General features: G+C 45.1%; 8 protein-coding genes. 2 read left to right on the plus strand and 6 right to left on the minus strand.

What is annotated here, in order from left to right; translation table 11 throughout:
- Entirely contained in the window at positions 1 to 1,035 is a 1,035-nt protein-coding gene (locus LJ707_RS17100; protein ID WP_228953291.1) for a basic secretory family protein, read from the plus strand.
- Between the two features lie 120 nt (positions 1,036 to 1,155).
- On the opposite strand, the gene galA is transcribed toward LJ707_RS17100, so the two are convergent.
- The 6 genes from galA to LJ707_RS17130 are packed head-to-tail and all read right to left on the minus strand — an operon-like array spanning position 1,156 to position 12,819.
- Positions 1,156 to 3,567, minus strand: coding sequence for a beta-galactosidase GalA (gene galA / locus LJ707_RS17105; protein ID WP_228953293.1), 2,412 nt, complete (start codon positions 3,565 to 3,567; stop codon positions 1,156 to 1,158).
- A gap of 10 nt (positions 3,568 to 3,577) precedes the next feature.
- A complete protein-coding gene (locus LJ707_RS17110; RefSeq protein WP_228953295.1) occupies positions 3,578 to 6,121 on the minus strand; it encodes a cellulase family glycosylhydrolase in 2,544 nt (847 codons plus the stop codon).
- Positions 6,122 to 6,124: 3 nt separating this feature from the next.
- A complete protein-coding gene (locus LJ707_RS17115) occupies positions 6,125 to 7,165 on the minus strand; it encodes a glycosyl hydrolase 53 family protein (protein WP_228953297.1) in 1,041 nt (346 codons plus the stop codon).
- A 7-nt stretch (positions 7,166 to 7,172) separates the two neighbouring features.
- Positions 7,173 to 8,246 (minus strand): SusE domain-containing protein, encoded by a 1,074-nt coding sequence (locus tag LJ707_RS17120; RefSeq protein ID WP_228953299.1) that lies wholly within the window; start codon positions 8,244 to 8,246, stop codon positions 7,173 to 7,175.
- A gap of 11 nt (positions 8,247 to 8,257) precedes the next feature.
- Positions 8,258 to 9,844 (minus strand): RagB/SusD family nutrient uptake outer membrane protein, encoded by a 1,587-nt coding sequence (locus LJ707_RS17125; RefSeq protein WP_228953302.1) that lies wholly within the window; start codon positions 9,842 to 9,844, stop codon positions 8,258 to 8,260.
- A gap of 8 nt (positions 9,845 to 9,852) precedes the next feature.
- Positions 9,853 to 12,819, minus strand: a complete 2,967-nt coding sequence (locus LJ707_RS17130) for a TonB-dependent receptor (RefSeq protein ID WP_228953304.1) — start codon at positions 12,817 to 12,819, stop codon at positions 9,853 to 9,855.
- 306 nt (positions 12,820 to 13,125) lie between these two features.
- Between LJ707_RS17130 and LJ707_RS17135 the strand changes: the two genes are divergently transcribed.
- The gene (locus LJ707_RS17135) at positions 13,126 to 17,154 is read left to right on the plus strand and encodes a two-component regulator propeller domain-containing protein (protein WP_228953306.1); all 4,029 of its coding nucleotides are present in this window, start codon (positions 13,126 to 13,128) and stop codon (positions 17,152 to 17,154) included.
- The last annotated feature ends 114 nt before the right edge of the window (positions 17,155 to 17,268 follow it).

A 17,268-nucleotide genomic window follows, 5' to 3' on the forward strand; every position in this document is an offset into this window, starting at 1 on the left:
ATGATAAAACGAATTACCAGCCTTATTTTATTTGTTTCGCTTTACGCAATCACTGTAGCTCAAACTACAGCGCCGGCATCAAACGGACAAAATCCGCAACGCAGACGTAACCAGCCGCGTGCCTTTTCAATAACGGTTATTGATGCCGCGAAAACAAAAGTTGATACCGGTAAACTGGGCGCCGCTTTCAGGAATGCATACCCCCCATTTGCCGCTGCCGATGGTTACCGTACTAAACGCGAGGTAACCATGCGCATTATAGATACGGCTAAAGGGTTTACCATAAAAGCGGTTCCGGGCGAAATTGTGGCAAATGGAAAGTGGCTGAAAAGCAAAAAGAACCTCGACAATTTTCAGCAATTACTAAATGATGCCTTGCATAAAAACTGGGCATCTGTTGATACCATTAAAAAGGATGGTTATTCGCTGGTGTTCATCAACAAAAACTCGAACTTTGATGCCACTATACAGAAGAACCTGATAGAAACCTATTTTGAGGTTTACCCCAAACTGGTAGGCATGTTTAACAACAAGGCTACGCATGATGTGGTTTTTGTTACCGACACCGCGTATAAAGGGGTAGCCGAAGCATCAGGCAACCGTATATTGTTTGCCACCAGGTACATGAACAAATTTCCGTTTGATGTTGATGTGGTAACGCACGAGGGGATGCACATTGTGCAGGGATATGGTTACAGCTATGGCCGCGACCTGGTTTGGCTAACCGAAGGCATTGCCGACTTTATTCGCTATAAATATGGTGTTGACAATGTAGGCTCTAAATGGTACCTGCCATCTTTTAAGGCAAAAGCCCAGGGATATAAGGACAGCTACCGTGTAACCGCCCGCTTTTTTGAATGGATAGACCAAAAAATTAAACCGGGAATGATTGTGCAGATAGACAAACAATTAAGAGACGGCACTTTTAAAGAGAGCACCTGGGCTGATCTGTCGGGCAAATCACTTGACGAGCTTTGGGCAGCCTACTCGGCCGATCCGGTTTTGCACTTGGTTTACAGCAGCAAAAACCTGTAGCACATAACGTTTATAAGTTTTTGGATAGGCTTTATTATCCTATCCAAAAACTAAAATGATACTTTTTAAAACCCGTGCCTCCCTCGCCAGCAAAGCTTTTAAGCAAACAAGTGTTTTACTTTATTTGATAGTAAATTGTAGCTGGCTACCTGCAACACCTGTAGCAGAAGCATTCAACGTTGCGGTGCCTTCTTTTTTACCGGCTTTCAATATAACCTGGCAATGGCCATTAAATAGTCTACGTTTCCATTGCCCGGTTGTTGTTTTATCGTCCTCATGGCTGCTTGGGTCGCCGTTGCCAACTCCTATTATACGCATATCGGTGCAGTTAAAGCTGATTTCGTTCATGGCATCGGGCACCTCCAGGCCGTTCTTATCTAATACGGATACATTAACAACAACCGCGTCGCGGCCATCAGCAAGTAATACTTGTTTGGAGGGGGTAAGTTTTAATTTGTATGCGATGCCGGTAGTTTTAACTTCGTTCACTAACTTTTTACCGTTACGATAGCCTACCGCTTTAAGTGTACCCGGGCGATAAGCAACACTCCATTGTAAATGCTTGTTACGCGGCATATCCTTTTTGCCGAGGCTTTTCCCGTTCAAAAACAGTTCTACATTTTCGGCATTTGAGTTTATCCAAACATCAATATTCTGCCCTTCCTTGCCATGCCAGTTCCAGTGCGGAGAAATGTGCAGTACGTCCTCATTTTTCCACCACGATTGGTAGTAATAATATATATTCTTCGGGAAACCGCAAACATCCATCACGCCGAAATGCGAGCTGATATTAGGCCATTTATACGGTGTGGGCTCACCACGATAGTCAAAGCCTGTCCATATAAAACCACCCAGCCAAAAATCGTTCTCGGCAGCAAGCGGCCACCATTGTTCGGCCGTACTGGCCCACCAGGGCGCTGTAATATCCTGATCGGGCAGGTACGCACGTACAGTATCCTTAACATATATACCGCGGGTGGTAACTGTGCTACCCATCTCGGTACCAATTACAGGCTGCTGCGGATGATCGCGATGATAATCAGCCACGGCAAACTGCCGGTAGTTAAAACCGCGTACCGGTATAACTTCATTAACCCCTGTAAAAACATTAGCCAGATCTGCCGCGTAAGTGCTTGTGCGGGTTGGGTCGAGCTGTTTTTGTTTTGCCAGCAAAGTTTGCGCAATACGTTTGCCATAGCCATTAACCTGCGCGTAGCCCTCCTCATTGCCTATCGACCATAAAAATATGCTCGGATGGTTACGGTCCCGCTTGATCAACCGCTCAAACTGATCCATGTATTCAGGGCTGCTGTTCAGCAGGCGCTGTTCATCAAGCACCAACATACCCAGGCTATCGCAAGCCTCGAGCAACTCCGGCGTAGGGGCATGGTGACTGGCCCTGTATGCGTTCGATCCCATTTGTTTAAGCAATCCTATGCGGTAGTATTGCAGGTAATCAGGCAGGGCGCTGCCTAAACCGGCATGATCCTGATGGTTATTGGTTCCTTTAATTTTGATATGCTTACCATTCAGGTAAACTCCATCGGCCTTTATATCAATGGTACGTACACCAAAGCGTATATCGCGTTTATCAACAATGCTGTTGCCTTGTTTAATTACAGGCTCAATATGGTAAAGATATGGCTGCTCTATTGACCAAAGCAGGGCTTTATCTAACACTACCTGCTGCTTAATTAACGTTACCGAATGGTTATCTAAGCTTACTTGCTGCTCCGCGGTTTTAGCTACCGTTTTACCGGAACGATCTTTCACCAGGGCATAAAACACCGCATTTGCACTTTGCAAACCATCATTTTTCAGGCTGGCCTCAATGTTAACGGTGGCCTTCCCGTCGGCCTGCACGCTGGTGTATACAAAGGCATCATCATCAATATGCAAATTGTCGTATGAATTGAGCCATACGTTACGATAGATACCCGCGCCTTCGTAAAACCATCCTTCCGACTGTGTAGCATCGGCCCTTACTACCAGTACATTTTCCTTTTTAAAATTGATGTAATCTGTTACATCAACCGTAAAGCCCACATAACCACTTTGGTTAGCGGCAATATAAAACCCGTTCAGCCACACCCTGGCATCTCTAAATACACCATCAAAGGTTATACTAAAGCGTTTGCCCGAATCGGATGCCGCTATCCTGAACTTATTACGGTACCAGCCGATGCTGTTTTCAGGGAACAAACCGCCAAGCGCCTTGTAGCCATGATCTTTCAGATCTTCGTGATCTTTGTAGGCAAAAGATAGCTCCACGGCCCAGTCATGCGGTATCTGTACGGTTCGCCATGCGACATCGTCAAAATCAATTGCTATGGCTGTTTTTTCGGCCCTGCCGGTTTTTGCAAAAATATTGGCTATGCCGTAATTGAAATCCTTTTCGGCATTAGCCGCATGGCCGAGGTGAAACTTCCACCCTTCATTTAATAATTGCCGTTTACGTGGCGATTGCGCAAATAGCTGTGCGGAAATAACGAGCAAAAAAAGGCAGACCAGGCTGCGGTTCAGAAAAATCATCAGTTTAATTTTATTTGGTTTCGAGGCTTATGCCTTCAATAATCAGATTAGCTGGTTTAGCGTTGTCGCCAATAAGTAGAAGCTGCACCCTTTCAATATCCGGCAGCGATAGGCTGCTACCTGTTGATTGCTTAAATGCCAAAGCCTGGAAACCGGGATATGGGCGCGGCAACAGCACCATCGAGTCGGGCCTGAAAGCGCTTAACGGCACTTTAACTATACCGCCCGGTAAATTGATGGTGGCGCTCCATGAGTTAGCATCAGCATCAATCAACACCAGTTTGGCTGCTACATTACCCGTTGCTTTTACATTGATGTATTGATAATTATTTATATTAACAGCGTATGCTGAGATATTATCCTTTACAAATAGCTCTAATCCGCCAAGTCCGTTTCCGCTTGGTTTATGGCTGATATCAATGGCCAGGTTACCATCTTCATTTGTTACATACTCATAGCTATCGGTTTTCCATTCGGGTGAGTAAACAATCACGTTTTCCCTGTCGCGGGTGGCATTATAAAGTTGAATGCGGCTACCCGGAGCGGATATAATGGTTTGATAATACTGTTGGTTGATATAATCCCAGGCAAATGGTTCGCCTGATTGACCACCCGGAAATACAACCGGCTCCTTACCCGCCTTAGTTACCGCAATGCGGTATTGCAGCAAACCCGGGCTCAGTATATCGGCAGGTACCGTTGCTTCATAGGTGTAAGCGCCGGTTTGCTGCATGGCGAGTATACGGTATGCACCGGTTAAGCGGTTAACCAGCACCCGCACACTGTCATGCCCGGTGATGCCTGCTATAACGGCTTTTATTTTAAACGGAGCATTGGCAGCTACGCTTTGATAAGCCTGATGGTTTACCTCAATATTCAAACTATCATCCGCAGGGGCTACAAACTCATTAATCTTAATGTTTCCGTTCACAAGCATGCCCTGTTTATAATCAGGTTTTGCAGATGCCGCTATACGGTAGGTACCCGGCTTTATACTAAATGAGCCTGCTACAACATTTGGTGTGTATTGATTATCTGCGTTAAGCGGGGTAACGGTTACGCCTTTGCTTAAACCCGGCAGATCAATGCGCATTTGCCTTTCAGTGCTAAAAATGCGGGTAACGTGTTTTGACAGGGATGCTTTCGCGAACGGATCGCTTACGGCAACCGCATCGGGCATTACTTCAAGCCGCCAGCTACCATCGGGCAACTTGTCTAAAAAATAAGCACCTGTACCGTTATATTTAATTATCGCTGATGAACCAACACCTGCGATGTGCGCCAAAGCAGATGGCTTTATGGGTTTGGCGCCGGTTGAGTTGGAGTAGTAAAACTCCTTGTCACTATTCATCTCGCTGAGCTGCTGTTTGTAACTAAGCCTGAAAGGGCCAAAAACCGTATCAGCCGGAAAATTACCATATGACTTAAATACGGGTACTGACCTGAACACCTTGCCGGCGATCAGCAAACTAATGGCTTTTGACGGGGTGTATGCCAGGTTAAGATAATGTGTTTGATATTCGGTATTAGCAAAGGCATTACCCAGCGGATCATAAGCGAACTGCGTTGCCCATTGAAAGCCCGCTTTTTTAAAGCTGCGCGCCATGGCAGGGTACATGTAAGGCTGCAGCACATCTCCCGCGTCAAACTCATACACCATGTGGGCTTTGTTCTTAAACTCCGGTATGGTATCAAAAGGGATAACATAATTATCTACCTGCGGCAACAGGTTGCCTTTGTGCTGATGCCCTGCAACCAAACCAGTAGGATACCATTGAAAACTGAACCCATCAGCCACTGACTTGGCCACCGCATCAGCATACCAGGGCGATTCGCTGATGTTGTAAAACACCGGCTTGCGCCACCCCGTGCTTTTTATAGCGGCCGCCATTCGGTTCACATATTCGGTAGTGCGGGCTTTTGGTCCGCTATGGTGAGGCTCATTATTTACCTCGGTGGCAATAATAAAGGCATCATTCACATAGGTTTTGCGGGTATACGGATTCACATGCCTGAAAAATTGTTGCAAGTAACGTTCCTGGGCTATGTAAGCCTTTTCATTCACCAGCGCTTTTTCTTTACCATATATATCGCTGAAACTTCCGGTACGTTCATCACGCTCGGGGTAGCCATTGCCCCAAAAGGCAATTGGTGTTATGATTATGCGGATGCCCCGCTCCTCCAGCTTTGCCAGTAAATAATCAAACAAGCGTAAATGCTCGTTCTGTTTCAGGTTTCCTAACGAGTCGCTGATCTCGGTATCCCAAACGTGCACACGGAAGGCGTTGATACCCAATCGTGCCAAATGATATACATCCCTGTCAATAGCTTGCTCAATATTAATGCCCTGTACTTTGTGCGAGCGGTAACCATAAGCAAAAGGCAGTGTATAATTTACACCAAAGTAAGCCGCCTCTTTATTATCTTTTGTGTAGCGTATAATACCTTTAGCATCAATATAAATTTCGCTTCCGGCTTTTTTAGCGGCACCGCGCTGGGTAAACCCGGGCAATGCCGCCAGTATCAACAAACTTATTAACAGGGGTATTCTCATCAATTAATATTTTTCAATTAAAAACGCGTCTAAAGCTATGGTTGGCTTTCCTTCGGCATCAAAAGCACCCAATTTGTAATCCTGCCAATCATTATAAGCCTGCGGCTCCCAGTAAAATACACCAAGGCCTTTTTTGCCATCAACACTATTGGTTTTAACAATAATATCGGTTAAAAACGCCTTTGAGGCAGCCGCCTCTGTAGCGGGCATACCTACCTCGCAAAGCATTACCTCGCTGCCGTAACGGGCAACCATATCATTCATGTTGGCAAGACATTGTTTATTAAGCGTTTGCCAGGTTGATGTTGTTGGGTAAAGCGACATACCAATCACATCCCATTTAGCACCATTGGCTTTAAGGCCATCAAACATCCAACGGAACAAAACATTATCGTAACCGTTTGAAAGGTGTACGATGACTTTACTGCTGCTGCTAACTGATTTTACTGCTTCATAACCTGCATTTACCAGCTCCGCGAAATTCTTCATGTTGTCTGATGCCTTGCCATCATTCCACAGCATGCCATCATTAGTTTCATTGCCTACCTGTACCCATTCAGGCGTAATGCCTTTATCTTTTAGGGCATTCATTACGCTTACGGTATATGTGCCAACAGTAGTTTTAAGGGTAGCGAAATCCAGATTGGCCCATGCGGCAGGTTTGTTTTGATTAGCCGGATCAGCCCATATATCGCTGTAATGCAGGTCAAGCATCAGGCGGTAGCCCGCGTTTTTTGCCCGTACTGCTTTTTCAACCATATCAGCGGTATTGTTATAGCCGTTTGCCGGGTTAACCCAGGCACGCAAACGGATAGAATTCATGCCCTTATCCTTCAGTATAGTAAACAGATCCTGAGCGGTACCGGCATTGTTGTAAAACTTTATGCTGTTATCTTCCATTTGGGTTACCCAACTCACATCGGCGCCTTTGGCAAAACCTGCGTTTATCGGCTCATCCGGAAACTGCGGCGCGCTTATATCCTTGGTGCAACCGGCCAGTAAGCCGGCGCATGCCAAAGCGGTCAGTATATAATTCTTTTTCATGTTGCGTTTAATTTTTGGTGATGGAATAGGTGTAATTACCCGGTATGCTCAGGTTCAGAACGATAGTATACCTGCCTGCCGAAGTAACCGGGATATCAGCCCCGTTTTGTTTCAGGAAACCGTTTGCCGGGGCATTGTCGCCATAATTAATATCCCAACTGCTATTCGCCCTGAATTTAATTTTACCAACCGTTAAGTTAGCCGTTACCGTCCACTCTTTTGTAGTTGTATTAAAGCTCATATTGGTATCGCTATTCCATCCGCCTGGTGTAGCATCCCCTATTATACCAAAAGTGGTTTTTTGTGCTTCCCACGTATTATTTTTGGTATTGGCTATCAGCCTGTAATAGCCTGTTGAAGGTACAAACAAATTACCGCTTGCTCCGGCAGCAAAAGTACCTCCGGCCCAGCTATCGGTATTGGTGCTGCTTGCCCAGCCATAAGTAGTAGTCCAGTTAACATCGGTGGTAATCTTAAATATCAAATTAGCGGCATCAGCAAAATTTATATAGCCTTCATACTCTTTATTATCCAGTACTGATGCTATTTTTTCGGCTGTAGCAGGTGTCCAGCCCTGGTAAGCGGCAGGTACGTATAATGATGGATAGTTTACAATAACCGCGTAAGGTGTTGCTTTAACCGCAATCACGTTTGAAAATAAAGTATCTACATTGGTACGCAGTTCTGATTTTACCCTCACCTCCAGTTCAGCTTCTGCGCCGGGGGTAAGCCCCATTAGTACTAAAGCATTATTTAAATCGCCAACGGTAAATTTTTGCTCAAGCGCCGCGGTGCCGTCAAGAGCGTACTCCCTGGCAGAGGCAAACTTGTTGCCTTTTTTATCTATCTGCAATGTGTATAATACAGCGGCATTATAACCATAGTCAGCCTTATTCCAGGTAAATGTTACCGCGTTATCGGCTGCTGTTTCGCTGCTTAACTGCACATCGGTAGCGCTGGCTTTAAGGGTTGACGCGGTACCCTCGGTTGATGATTTTACCATCACCGTATCCTTTTTGCAGGCCTGCATAACCAGCACGGCCATTGCTATAAACAAGCTTTTGATTATATGTGTTCTCATGTGATTAATGTTTAATAGCCCTGGTTTTGCACCAGGTTAGGGTTAGCATTTATATCGGCTGATGGCAGCGGGAACAGTGAGCGGAAAGACTCTACTCCACGGCCATTGCGGGTGCCGCCTTTCCATGGCCACAGGTAACTGTCATTAGTAAACCTGCCATAGCGGATCAGGTCGCTCCTGCGGAAGCCTTCCCAATAAAGCTCACGGGTACGCTCATTAAGTACATCATTAAGCGTGTAGCTGCTTATGTTACCGCTATTATTACCATAAGCACGCTGGCGCAACTGATTGATGTAACCGATAGCGGTCGCTTCTGAACCTGTCCCGCCGCGTTTTACCGCTTCGGCATATACCAGATACATTTCGGCAAGGCGAAACAACGGAAAATCAGTAGATGCGTAAACACCGTTTGGCGATGCCGGGGTAGTACCTGTTGATGTAATGTTGCTAAACTTGGCTACCGCTAACCCATCGGTAAAAACAGTAACATCATCCATTTCAATTTTATTACCTGCAAACATGGCGCGCCTGTCAGTATTCCCGCTGTAGTCGCCAAATGTTTCGGGGAGGTTGCGCGTACTGCGCATGCCGCTCCAGCCGCCGTTAGGTACACCAAAAGTAGCCGGGCCCATAGCACCGCTTACGGCAGCATTAATCAGGTAAGTGGTTCCACCATAGGTTTGCGAATTCACGCCATCATAATTTATGGCGAAGATGGTTTCGGTATTATTACGGTTATTATCGCCCAAAAACAAACTACGGTATGATGCATTAAGCGAATACGCCGAGTTAATTACCTTATCCGCATAAGTTATCGCTTCACTATACTTATTGTTGCCCGGTCCAAGATATACCTCTGCATTTAAATAGATGCGTGCCAGCAAGGCCTGGGCGGCTGCCTGATCGGCACGGCCATACTCATTTTGTTTGGCGGCTACCAACTGCGGTTCAATCGCCTTTAATTCACTTTCGATGTAGCTGAACAGGCTGGCGCGGGTAGTTTGGGGCGGGGTAAATTTACCTATCGGATCATTCTCCGTTACAAACGGCGGATTGCCAAACAGATCCATCAGTACCCAGTATTCAAACGCGCGTAAAAAACGGGCTTCAGCACGGTAACGGCGTATGTTTTCGGCTTCGGTACCGGTAATATTACGCAATGCAATTTTTTCGTCTGTTGATTCGCGGATGAACTCATTGCAAGCCGTGATATGATATAAACAACGGCTGTACAATCCGCGTATCATAACGTTGGTTGATGTCCAGTTCATTGCATGAAAATCCTGCAAGCCGGGGTCATTCCATACAATGGCGGCTTCATCGGTGGTAAGTTCCTGCAGGTTCCAGAATAATCGTAAAAAATCTGATGTCCCCTGGTCAATACCGGCTATATCTCCTTCGGCAGCATCAGGGCCACCGTTGCCGGTAAGCGCGAATGCTCCGTAAATTTTCGCCATTGATTGCTTGTAGCCTTCGGGGGTGCTGTATACCTTATCGGCAGTAAGCGCGTTTGTTGGCACACGGTCCAGATCCTTATGGCAACTGCTTATTATAGCTGCCAGCACCAATAAACCTGTTATATATTTAAATGCTTTCATGTTCGTAATTAAAAATCAAGATTAACGCCTAAAACGAATGTGCGCGGCCTTGGGTAAAAATTGTTATCAATACCACTGCTGATCTCCGGATCGAGGCCGGTATAGTTGGTTATCAAAAAAACATTCTGGCAATTGGCGTTTACACGTAAACCCACTTTGTTGCCAAAAATTTTACCCGCGTTGTATCCTATCCCAACATTATCCATTCTTAAAAATGACGCGTTCTCGAGATAGTAATCACTCAGGTACTGGTTATTGTCAAACCCCGATTTAAATATCTCGGTACTGGCATTGCCTAAATAGCCTGCCGGGTTGAGTATACCACGGGTTACGCCAACATTTGCCTTGGTATTATTATATACGTAATTACCCAGGTTTGAACGAAGCACTGTTGACAGCGACCACTTTTTATAATTAACCTGCGTGCTAAAGCCAAGTATAAAATTTGGCATAGCGGCTTTAACCCGGTACAAGTCCTTCTCGTTAATAATATTATCTCCGTTAAGGTCTTCATAAATACCCTCTTTAGGTTTGCCACTCTCGTCATACACCTGGCGGTACAGGTAAAATGTATAAGGGCGATAGCCAACCGAGTTTATTTGTACGGTGTTGCCCGTTCCGCCGGATATGCCGCCCACCTGATCGCCGGGATAGGTAGGGTTATTTACCGCGGTAAGGTTAGTGATGCGGGTATTATTATAGGTTAAGTTAAAACCCAGATCCCAGCTAACGTTTTTACTTTTAACCGGCGACGCGTTAATACTAAATTCAACGCCCTTGTTTTCAATATTACCAACGTTTGTGGTGATATAGTTACTAAAGTTTGAACCCAGCGGCGATGGTATCCGGTTAAGCAGATCTTTGGTCTTTTTAAAATACACGTCAACCGCACCGCTTATACGGCCGTTCAAAAATCCAAAATCAACACCCGCGTTGTACGTTGCGGTTTGCTCCCATTTTAATGATCTGTCATAAGCAGTCGGGGCATACATGTTGTAAAACGTATCGCCAAGCTGATATTTAGCTGATGCAGCACTAAGCGCGTAAGTTGGCAGGTATGAATAATAAGGTATGCCATCCTGCTGCCCGGTGATGCCATAGCTCAATCTTAATTTCAAATCACTCAAAGTATTTGATTCTTTCAGGAACGACTCCTGGTTGATGCGCCAGGTTAAGGCTACCGACGGGAATACCCCCCAGCGGTTTTCGGGTGCGAATTTTGATGATCCGTCTGTACGTACTGATGCTGCCAGTATGTATTTATCGGCAAGAGTATAAATTAAACGGCCATAGTATGATATAAGCGTATTTTGCGGCTTATCAAAAGGGAACGCAGGCTCCGAACCTGCCACTACCTGCCCACTGGCATTATAGCTTGGATAGTAATAGATCTTTGTTAAAAAATCATAATAGCCGTAACCTGCAGTTGCATTAATGTTACTGTTAATTGATTTCAGATCTTTAGTATAGTTCAGGTAAAACTCCAGTACCTTATTGTTTACATCCTGCTGATAGCGGTTATCTAAACCACCAACTGCGAAGCTTTGCGCCGCGTTGGCCGGTACATTGGTTGTGCCTTTACCGTTTGATATATCATAACCCAGGTTAAGGTTGGCATGCAGTTCAGGTAAAAAATGCATGCTGTAATCAAACTGGGCGTTGCCGTAGCTTCTTTTCACCTCGCTTTTGCCTGTGTTTTGAGCCAGCAAAGCTACCGGGTTGCGGGTTGCATTCGGGTTCGGAATAACGTTTCCTACGTTATCAGTATTAGTCCACTCAAAGTAGTTACCAAAGTTATTTTTGGCATATACCGGCTGTGTAGGGTCAAAAAACACGGCGGCACCAATAGCTCCCTGGTTGGCAAAGCGGGTATCAGTAAGCGCGCCTTTCAGGTTAACATCAACCTTTAAATGGTTATCAAAAAACTTAGGGTTAAGTGTTATGGCCCCGGTTGTACGCTGCAAACCATCAGTAACCAGCACACCTACCTGTTTAAGATACCCTACGGATACACGGTAAGGCATGTTTTTATAAGAACCGGCCACACTTATGTTATTATCCGTTCCGAGCGAGGTTTGATAAACCTCATCCTGCCAGTTGGTGTTGGCATTACCAAGCAAGGCCTTTTGATCGGCATTGCCATTGGCGTTTACATATGCCCTGAACTGATCGGCGGTAAGCACATCAACCTTTTTGCCTACTTTATAAGCTGATAGCTGGGTGCTGAAATTAACCTTTGGCGTACCTGACGCGCCTTTTTTAGTAGTGATCAATATTACACCGTTTGATGCGCGTGAACCGTAGATGGCCGTAGCTGATGCATCTTTTAAAACAGTGAACGATTCTATATCATTGGGGTTAATTAAACTTAGCGGGTTTGAAGCGCCAGAAATGGCGTTATTGCTTAAAGGCACCCCGTCAATCACGATCAGCGGATCGTTACTCGCGGTGAGCGATGCCCCGCCCCTGATGCGGATGGTACTCCCGGCACCCGGCGCGCCACCGTTAGAGGTAATGGCCACACCAGGTACTTTACCCGCAATTAATTGCTCAGGCGTGGTAATACTGCCCTTTTGAAAATCCTTTGATGATACGGTGGATATTGCACCGGTTAAACTCTTTTTTTGCTGGCTGCCGTAACCTATAATTACTACCTCATTAAGGGCTGATGCCGCCGCTGGTTTCATGGTTAAGGTTACAGCCACACCGTTATCGCTTACATTTTGCGATAGCTCCTGATAACCTAAAAATTTTACTGTTACCGTAACGGCTCCTGCCGGCAAGCCATTTAGTTTAAACCTGCCGTTTATATCAGTAGCTGTAGAGCGCGTGCCTGCCAGTACTGAAGCGCCGGGCAAAGGCTGGCCTTTTTCATCGAGCACCTGCCCGCTAACACTGCCGGTTTGCGCAAACGCAAAATTTACGGCCATAGCAAACAAGAGCAACAAAGTTGTTCTTAAATAAAAATTTCTCATTTAAAATGGTTTTATTGGTAATGCGATATTTATAATCGGACTACAATAATAGCTGTATGTAAGTGCTTCGCGTTTGTTCAAATCAGCATTTTACTTGTTCGTTTTAACTTTATTTGAGCTTAAAACATGCTTTATTGATTATATCCGCTTAACAAATACATTATAACGGGCACAGCGTTGTATGTTGATGTGGAATTAAGATATTGTTACCTAACTTTAGCGCATCATAAATTCTGAATGCCTTCATCTCTTTTTAGAAAAACTTTTTCCGGTGGTATATATGCTGTATATGCCTGGCTTGCTTTAATGCTGATTGCAAATGCGGCCAAAGCACAGGATATGGTTTTTGATCACATCGGCTATAGCGAGGGTTTATCAAACAGTACCATACAGGCTATTATTCAGGATATGCGGGGTTTTATGTGGATAGGAACCCGCGACGGACTAAACTTATATGACGGGCGGCAGGTAACCGTTTTCAGGAACGTGCCGGGGCAGCTAAATTCCCTTAGCGATAATTATATAACCTGCTTATATACCGACCACGAGAATAACCTTTGGGTAGGCACCAGTAACGGGCTCAACCAATACAACAGCCGCTTGCGTACGTTTACCGCCTATGTGGGTAAAGAGCGATCAAACATCGCCTTACATGGCAACCGGGTTAACTGCATTTTTGAAGATGCCCAAAAACGCCTTTGGATAGGCACCAATGCCGGGCTCAATTTAATGGATCAGAAAGAAGGCACCTTTAAGCTGATGCATACCGCAGGCGCCGTAAATTGTATTTACCAGGATCAGAAAAACAACCTTTGGCTTGGTACCCAGGGCGGACTTATTAATTACACAGCTAATGGCAAGCCGCTGTTTAATACCGCCATTATACGTATACAACAGGACAAAGCGGAGGATTTATGGCTGGCAACTGAAAACAAAGGGCTTATACGTTATGATTTACGTAATGGACAAAGCACCATTTACCGGCATAACGATGCCGACCCCAATAGCCTGGGCAGCGACCTGGTTTTGGCCTTGCTGGCTGATAAAAAAGGACAAATACTGGCAGGTACTATAAATGGTGGCCTCAATATTTTTGACGCTAAGACAAACGGTTTTAAAAAATACACCTACCGCGCCGGCTTTGAGGATGGCTTATCGCAACGTACCATAAGTGCCCTTTTTGAGGACAAGCAAGGCAATTACTGGATCGGAACACATCGCGGCGGTGTAAACATATTTTCGCCCAAGGCCCGTAAGTTTAAAGTTTACCGGCAACAGCCATCAGGCAAAGGGCTTAGTTATAATGATGTTAAGTGTTTTGAACAGGATCACTCTGGCCGTATATGGATAGGCACTGATGGCGGCGGGCTTAATTTGTTTGACAAGGCACATAACACCTTTAAGGTATACAATTATAAGGTAAACGAGGGTGGAAGCCTTGGGTCTGACGCGGTGCTGGATCTGACTGAAGATAAACAAAACCGATTGTGGATAGCCACCTGGGGCGGCGGGCTTAATTTATTTCACCCTCAATCAAACACTTTTACCAGGTTTATGAATATACCCGGCGATAGCACTTCCCTATCATCAAACTTTGTACAAAAAGTTTACCAGGATACTGAAGGCAAGCTATGGGTAGGTACCTATTTTGGCGGCCTTAATATTTTTAATCCCCTAACCGGAAAATTCAGCAGGATTACACGCGGTACAGGAAATTCAGTATTAAGCGGCAACAACATCGTATCAATAAATGAGGATGCCTACAAAAACCTCTGGATAGGTACAGATGATGGCGGGCTGAACAGATATGACAGAAACAGCGCCGCTTTTAAGCATTACTTTGCACGCGAGCCGCGCATGCCCGATGTGCGGGTTATATTTTCGGATAGCCGCAAGCGGTTATGGATAGGTCAGGCAGGCTTATATGTATATGATAAAAATGCCGATACATTTCGGGTTGTTACCAAAAAAGCCGGGCTTGACCATATTTTTATAAAAGGAATAACTGAGGACAATTACGGGCACCTATGGATATCCACCTCAAACGGACTAATACGTTTTAAACCGGACACCGGCGATGCAACCACCTACAACACTGCGGATGGTTTGCAGGCAATGGAGTTTGAGGTGAACGCTTTTATGAAAGCCCGTGATGGCGAGATGTATTTTGGCGGTATTAATGGCTTCAATACCTTTTATCCTGATAAAATAAAGGCTAATACTTATCTGCCGGCAGTATATATAACCGGTTTCCAGATCTTTAATAAAGAGGTATTCATCGGCCCCGGCACACCGCTTAAACAGGATGTAAGCATTACCCAAACCATCAGGCTTAATTATGAACAGTCAAGCATATCGTTCACCTTTGCGGCGCTTAACTATATTACCCCGCAAAACAACCGCTATGCTTACAGGCTTACCGGCATTGATAAAAATTACGTTTATACTCAAGCTAACAAGGCTGTTTATACCAACCTCGATCCGGGTACCTATGTATTCCGCGTAAAAGCGGCAAATAACGATGGGCTGTGGGCCAACAAAGGTGCAAGTATTACCATTATTATAACACCGCCGTGGTGGCAAACCTGGTGGTTTAAACTGTTTGCACTAATATTTGCAGGCGGCGCTGTTTACGCGTACCTGCGTTACCGGCATCAGCAACAGCTAAAAACGCTCGAAGCACAAAAAAAAGAGGAGATACACCAAACACAGCTACAATTTTTTACTAATATATCTCATGAGTTCAGAACGCCGCTGAGCCTTATACTTGGGCCGGTTGAAAATATCATTAACAACTACCGGCAACAGCAAAGCGCTGATCTGGCACAGGCGCACGGCACTATATATCGTAATGCAAAACGGCTTATGCACCTGGTGAGTGAACTGATGGATTTCCGTAAAGCTGAGTCGGGCGCATTACAACTTAAAGTAACCGGTGGCAACATCAGCTTATTTTTACAGGAAATTGCCGGCGAGTTTGCAGCCTGGGCGCAACAAAAAGGCATCACCTTTAAAGTTGAGGCAAACAGCCCTGAACAGGCGGTTTTATTTGACAGGCAGGTGTTAGAAAAAATATTGCTTAACCTCATTAATAATGCCCTGAAGTATACCAATAACGGTGGCGAGGTATCCGTAACGCTGCTGTTTGATCTGGATCGTTTTACTCCCCGCTTTGCCCATGAACTAAAGGTGGATAATAATTACGCGGGTAAAAAATATATATACATAGTAGTGGCGGATACGGGCATAGGCATTACGGCCGAATCAATGCCGAACCTGTTTCAACGCTATTACCGCATTACATCTGCCCACCTTGGTTCGGGCATAGGGCTTGCTTTTGTTAAAACGCTTACACTATTGCATAAAGGCTATATCAAGGTTTACAGTGAACGCAATAAGGGTACCGACATTATTATCGCCCTACCCATATCTGAACATGATTACAGCGCGAACGAACGATGGAAAGGCAATAACGATGCCGCGGCAAACCTGTTCAGTAACGATGATTATTATGAATACACCGAGGAAAATGCAATTGAACTGACCAATGACCATACCGGCAAGCATCACTTAAAAAACATTTTGCTTGTTGATGATAACGTGGAACTTCGCAACTTTTTGCAGGATTCGCTACAAAAGCATTTCAGGATCACGGTAGCCAACAACGGGCGTGAGGGCCTGGCTAAGGCGGAAGCACAAACGCCCGATATGATCATCAGCGATGTAATGATGCCTGATATGGATGGTATTGAGTTTTGCCGCCAAATAAAACAGGATCAACGCACCATGCATATTCCGTTTATTATGCTTACAGCCCGCAACGCGCTCGAAGCGCAATTGGAGGGTATTGGTTCGGGTGCTGATAGTTATTTGCCAAAGCCAGTCAGTATCAATTTGCTGCTGCTAACAATCAATAATATTTTTAACCGGCAAAGCAGTCTTAAAAACCGTTATACCGAAGATTACGCCATTGAAGCCAGGGATGCTGCCCGTACAGAAAAAGACCGGCAGTTTGTTAACGATCTGATCAGGATAATTGAAAGCAGGTTAGCCGATCCGCTATTGGATGTACAATACCTTTGCGATGCCCTGAACATGAGCCGTACCAAACTTTATGAGCTTATTAAACAACTTACCGGGCAATCTATCATTGAGTTTATCCGTACTGTACGCCTTAACAAGGCGCGCTACATACTTACGCATGAAGAAATATCAATTGCCGAAGTAATATTGCGGGTAGGCATACAAACGCAGGCTTATTTTACCAAGGCCTTTAAAAAAGAGTTTGGCAAAACACCATCCCAATATTTACAGGAGCTTAATAAAAAAGATTAATAGCCGGTAATAAGTTGATGATCGCCGCATCTCAGAGAATTTACCGGTTTTTTGAGATTGCTGGAACTCGGGACAGTCAAAAACAAAAAGCCTCTCAGAGAAATCTGAGAGGCT

Source organism: Mucilaginibacter sp. UR6-1 (assembly GCF_020880975.1).
Lineage (GTDB): Bacteria > Bacteroidota > Bacteroidia > Sphingobacteriales > Sphingobacteriaceae > Mucilaginibacter.

What these genes read in the sequence shown, in the direction of transcription:
- LJ707_RS17100 (WP_228953291.1), top strand. Translation starts at nt 1, where the DNA reads ATGATAAAACGAATTACCAGCCTTATTTTATTTGTTTCGCTTTACGCA.
- galA (WP_228953293.1), bottom strand. Translation starts at nt 3,567, where the DNA reads ATGATTTTTCTGAACCGCAGCCTGGTCTGCCTTTTTTTGCTCGTTATT.
- LJ707_RS17110 (WP_228953295.1), bottom strand. Translation starts at nt 6,121, where the DNA reads ATGAGAATACCCCTGTTAATAAGTTTGTTGATACTGGCGGCATTGCCC.
- LJ707_RS17115 (WP_228953297.1), bottom strand. Translation starts at nt 7,165, where the DNA reads ATGAAAAAGAATTATATACTGACCGCTTTGGCATGCGCCGGCTTACTG.
- LJ707_RS17120 (WP_228953299.1), bottom strand. Translation starts at nt 8,246, where the DNA reads ATGAGAACACATATAATCAAAAGCTTGTTTATAGCAATGGCCGTGCTG.
- LJ707_RS17125 (WP_228953302.1), bottom strand. Translation starts at nt 9,844, where the DNA reads ATGAAAGCATTTAAATATATAACAGGTTTATTGGTGCTGGCAGCTATA.
- LJ707_RS17130 (WP_228953304.1), bottom strand. Translation starts at nt 12,819, where the DNA reads ATGAGAAATTTTTATTTAAGAACAACTTTGTTGCTCTTGTTTGCTATG.
- LJ707_RS17135 (WP_228953306.1), top strand. Translation starts at nt 13,126, where the DNA reads ATGCTGATTGCAAATGCGGCCAAAGCACAGGATATGGTTTTTGATCAC.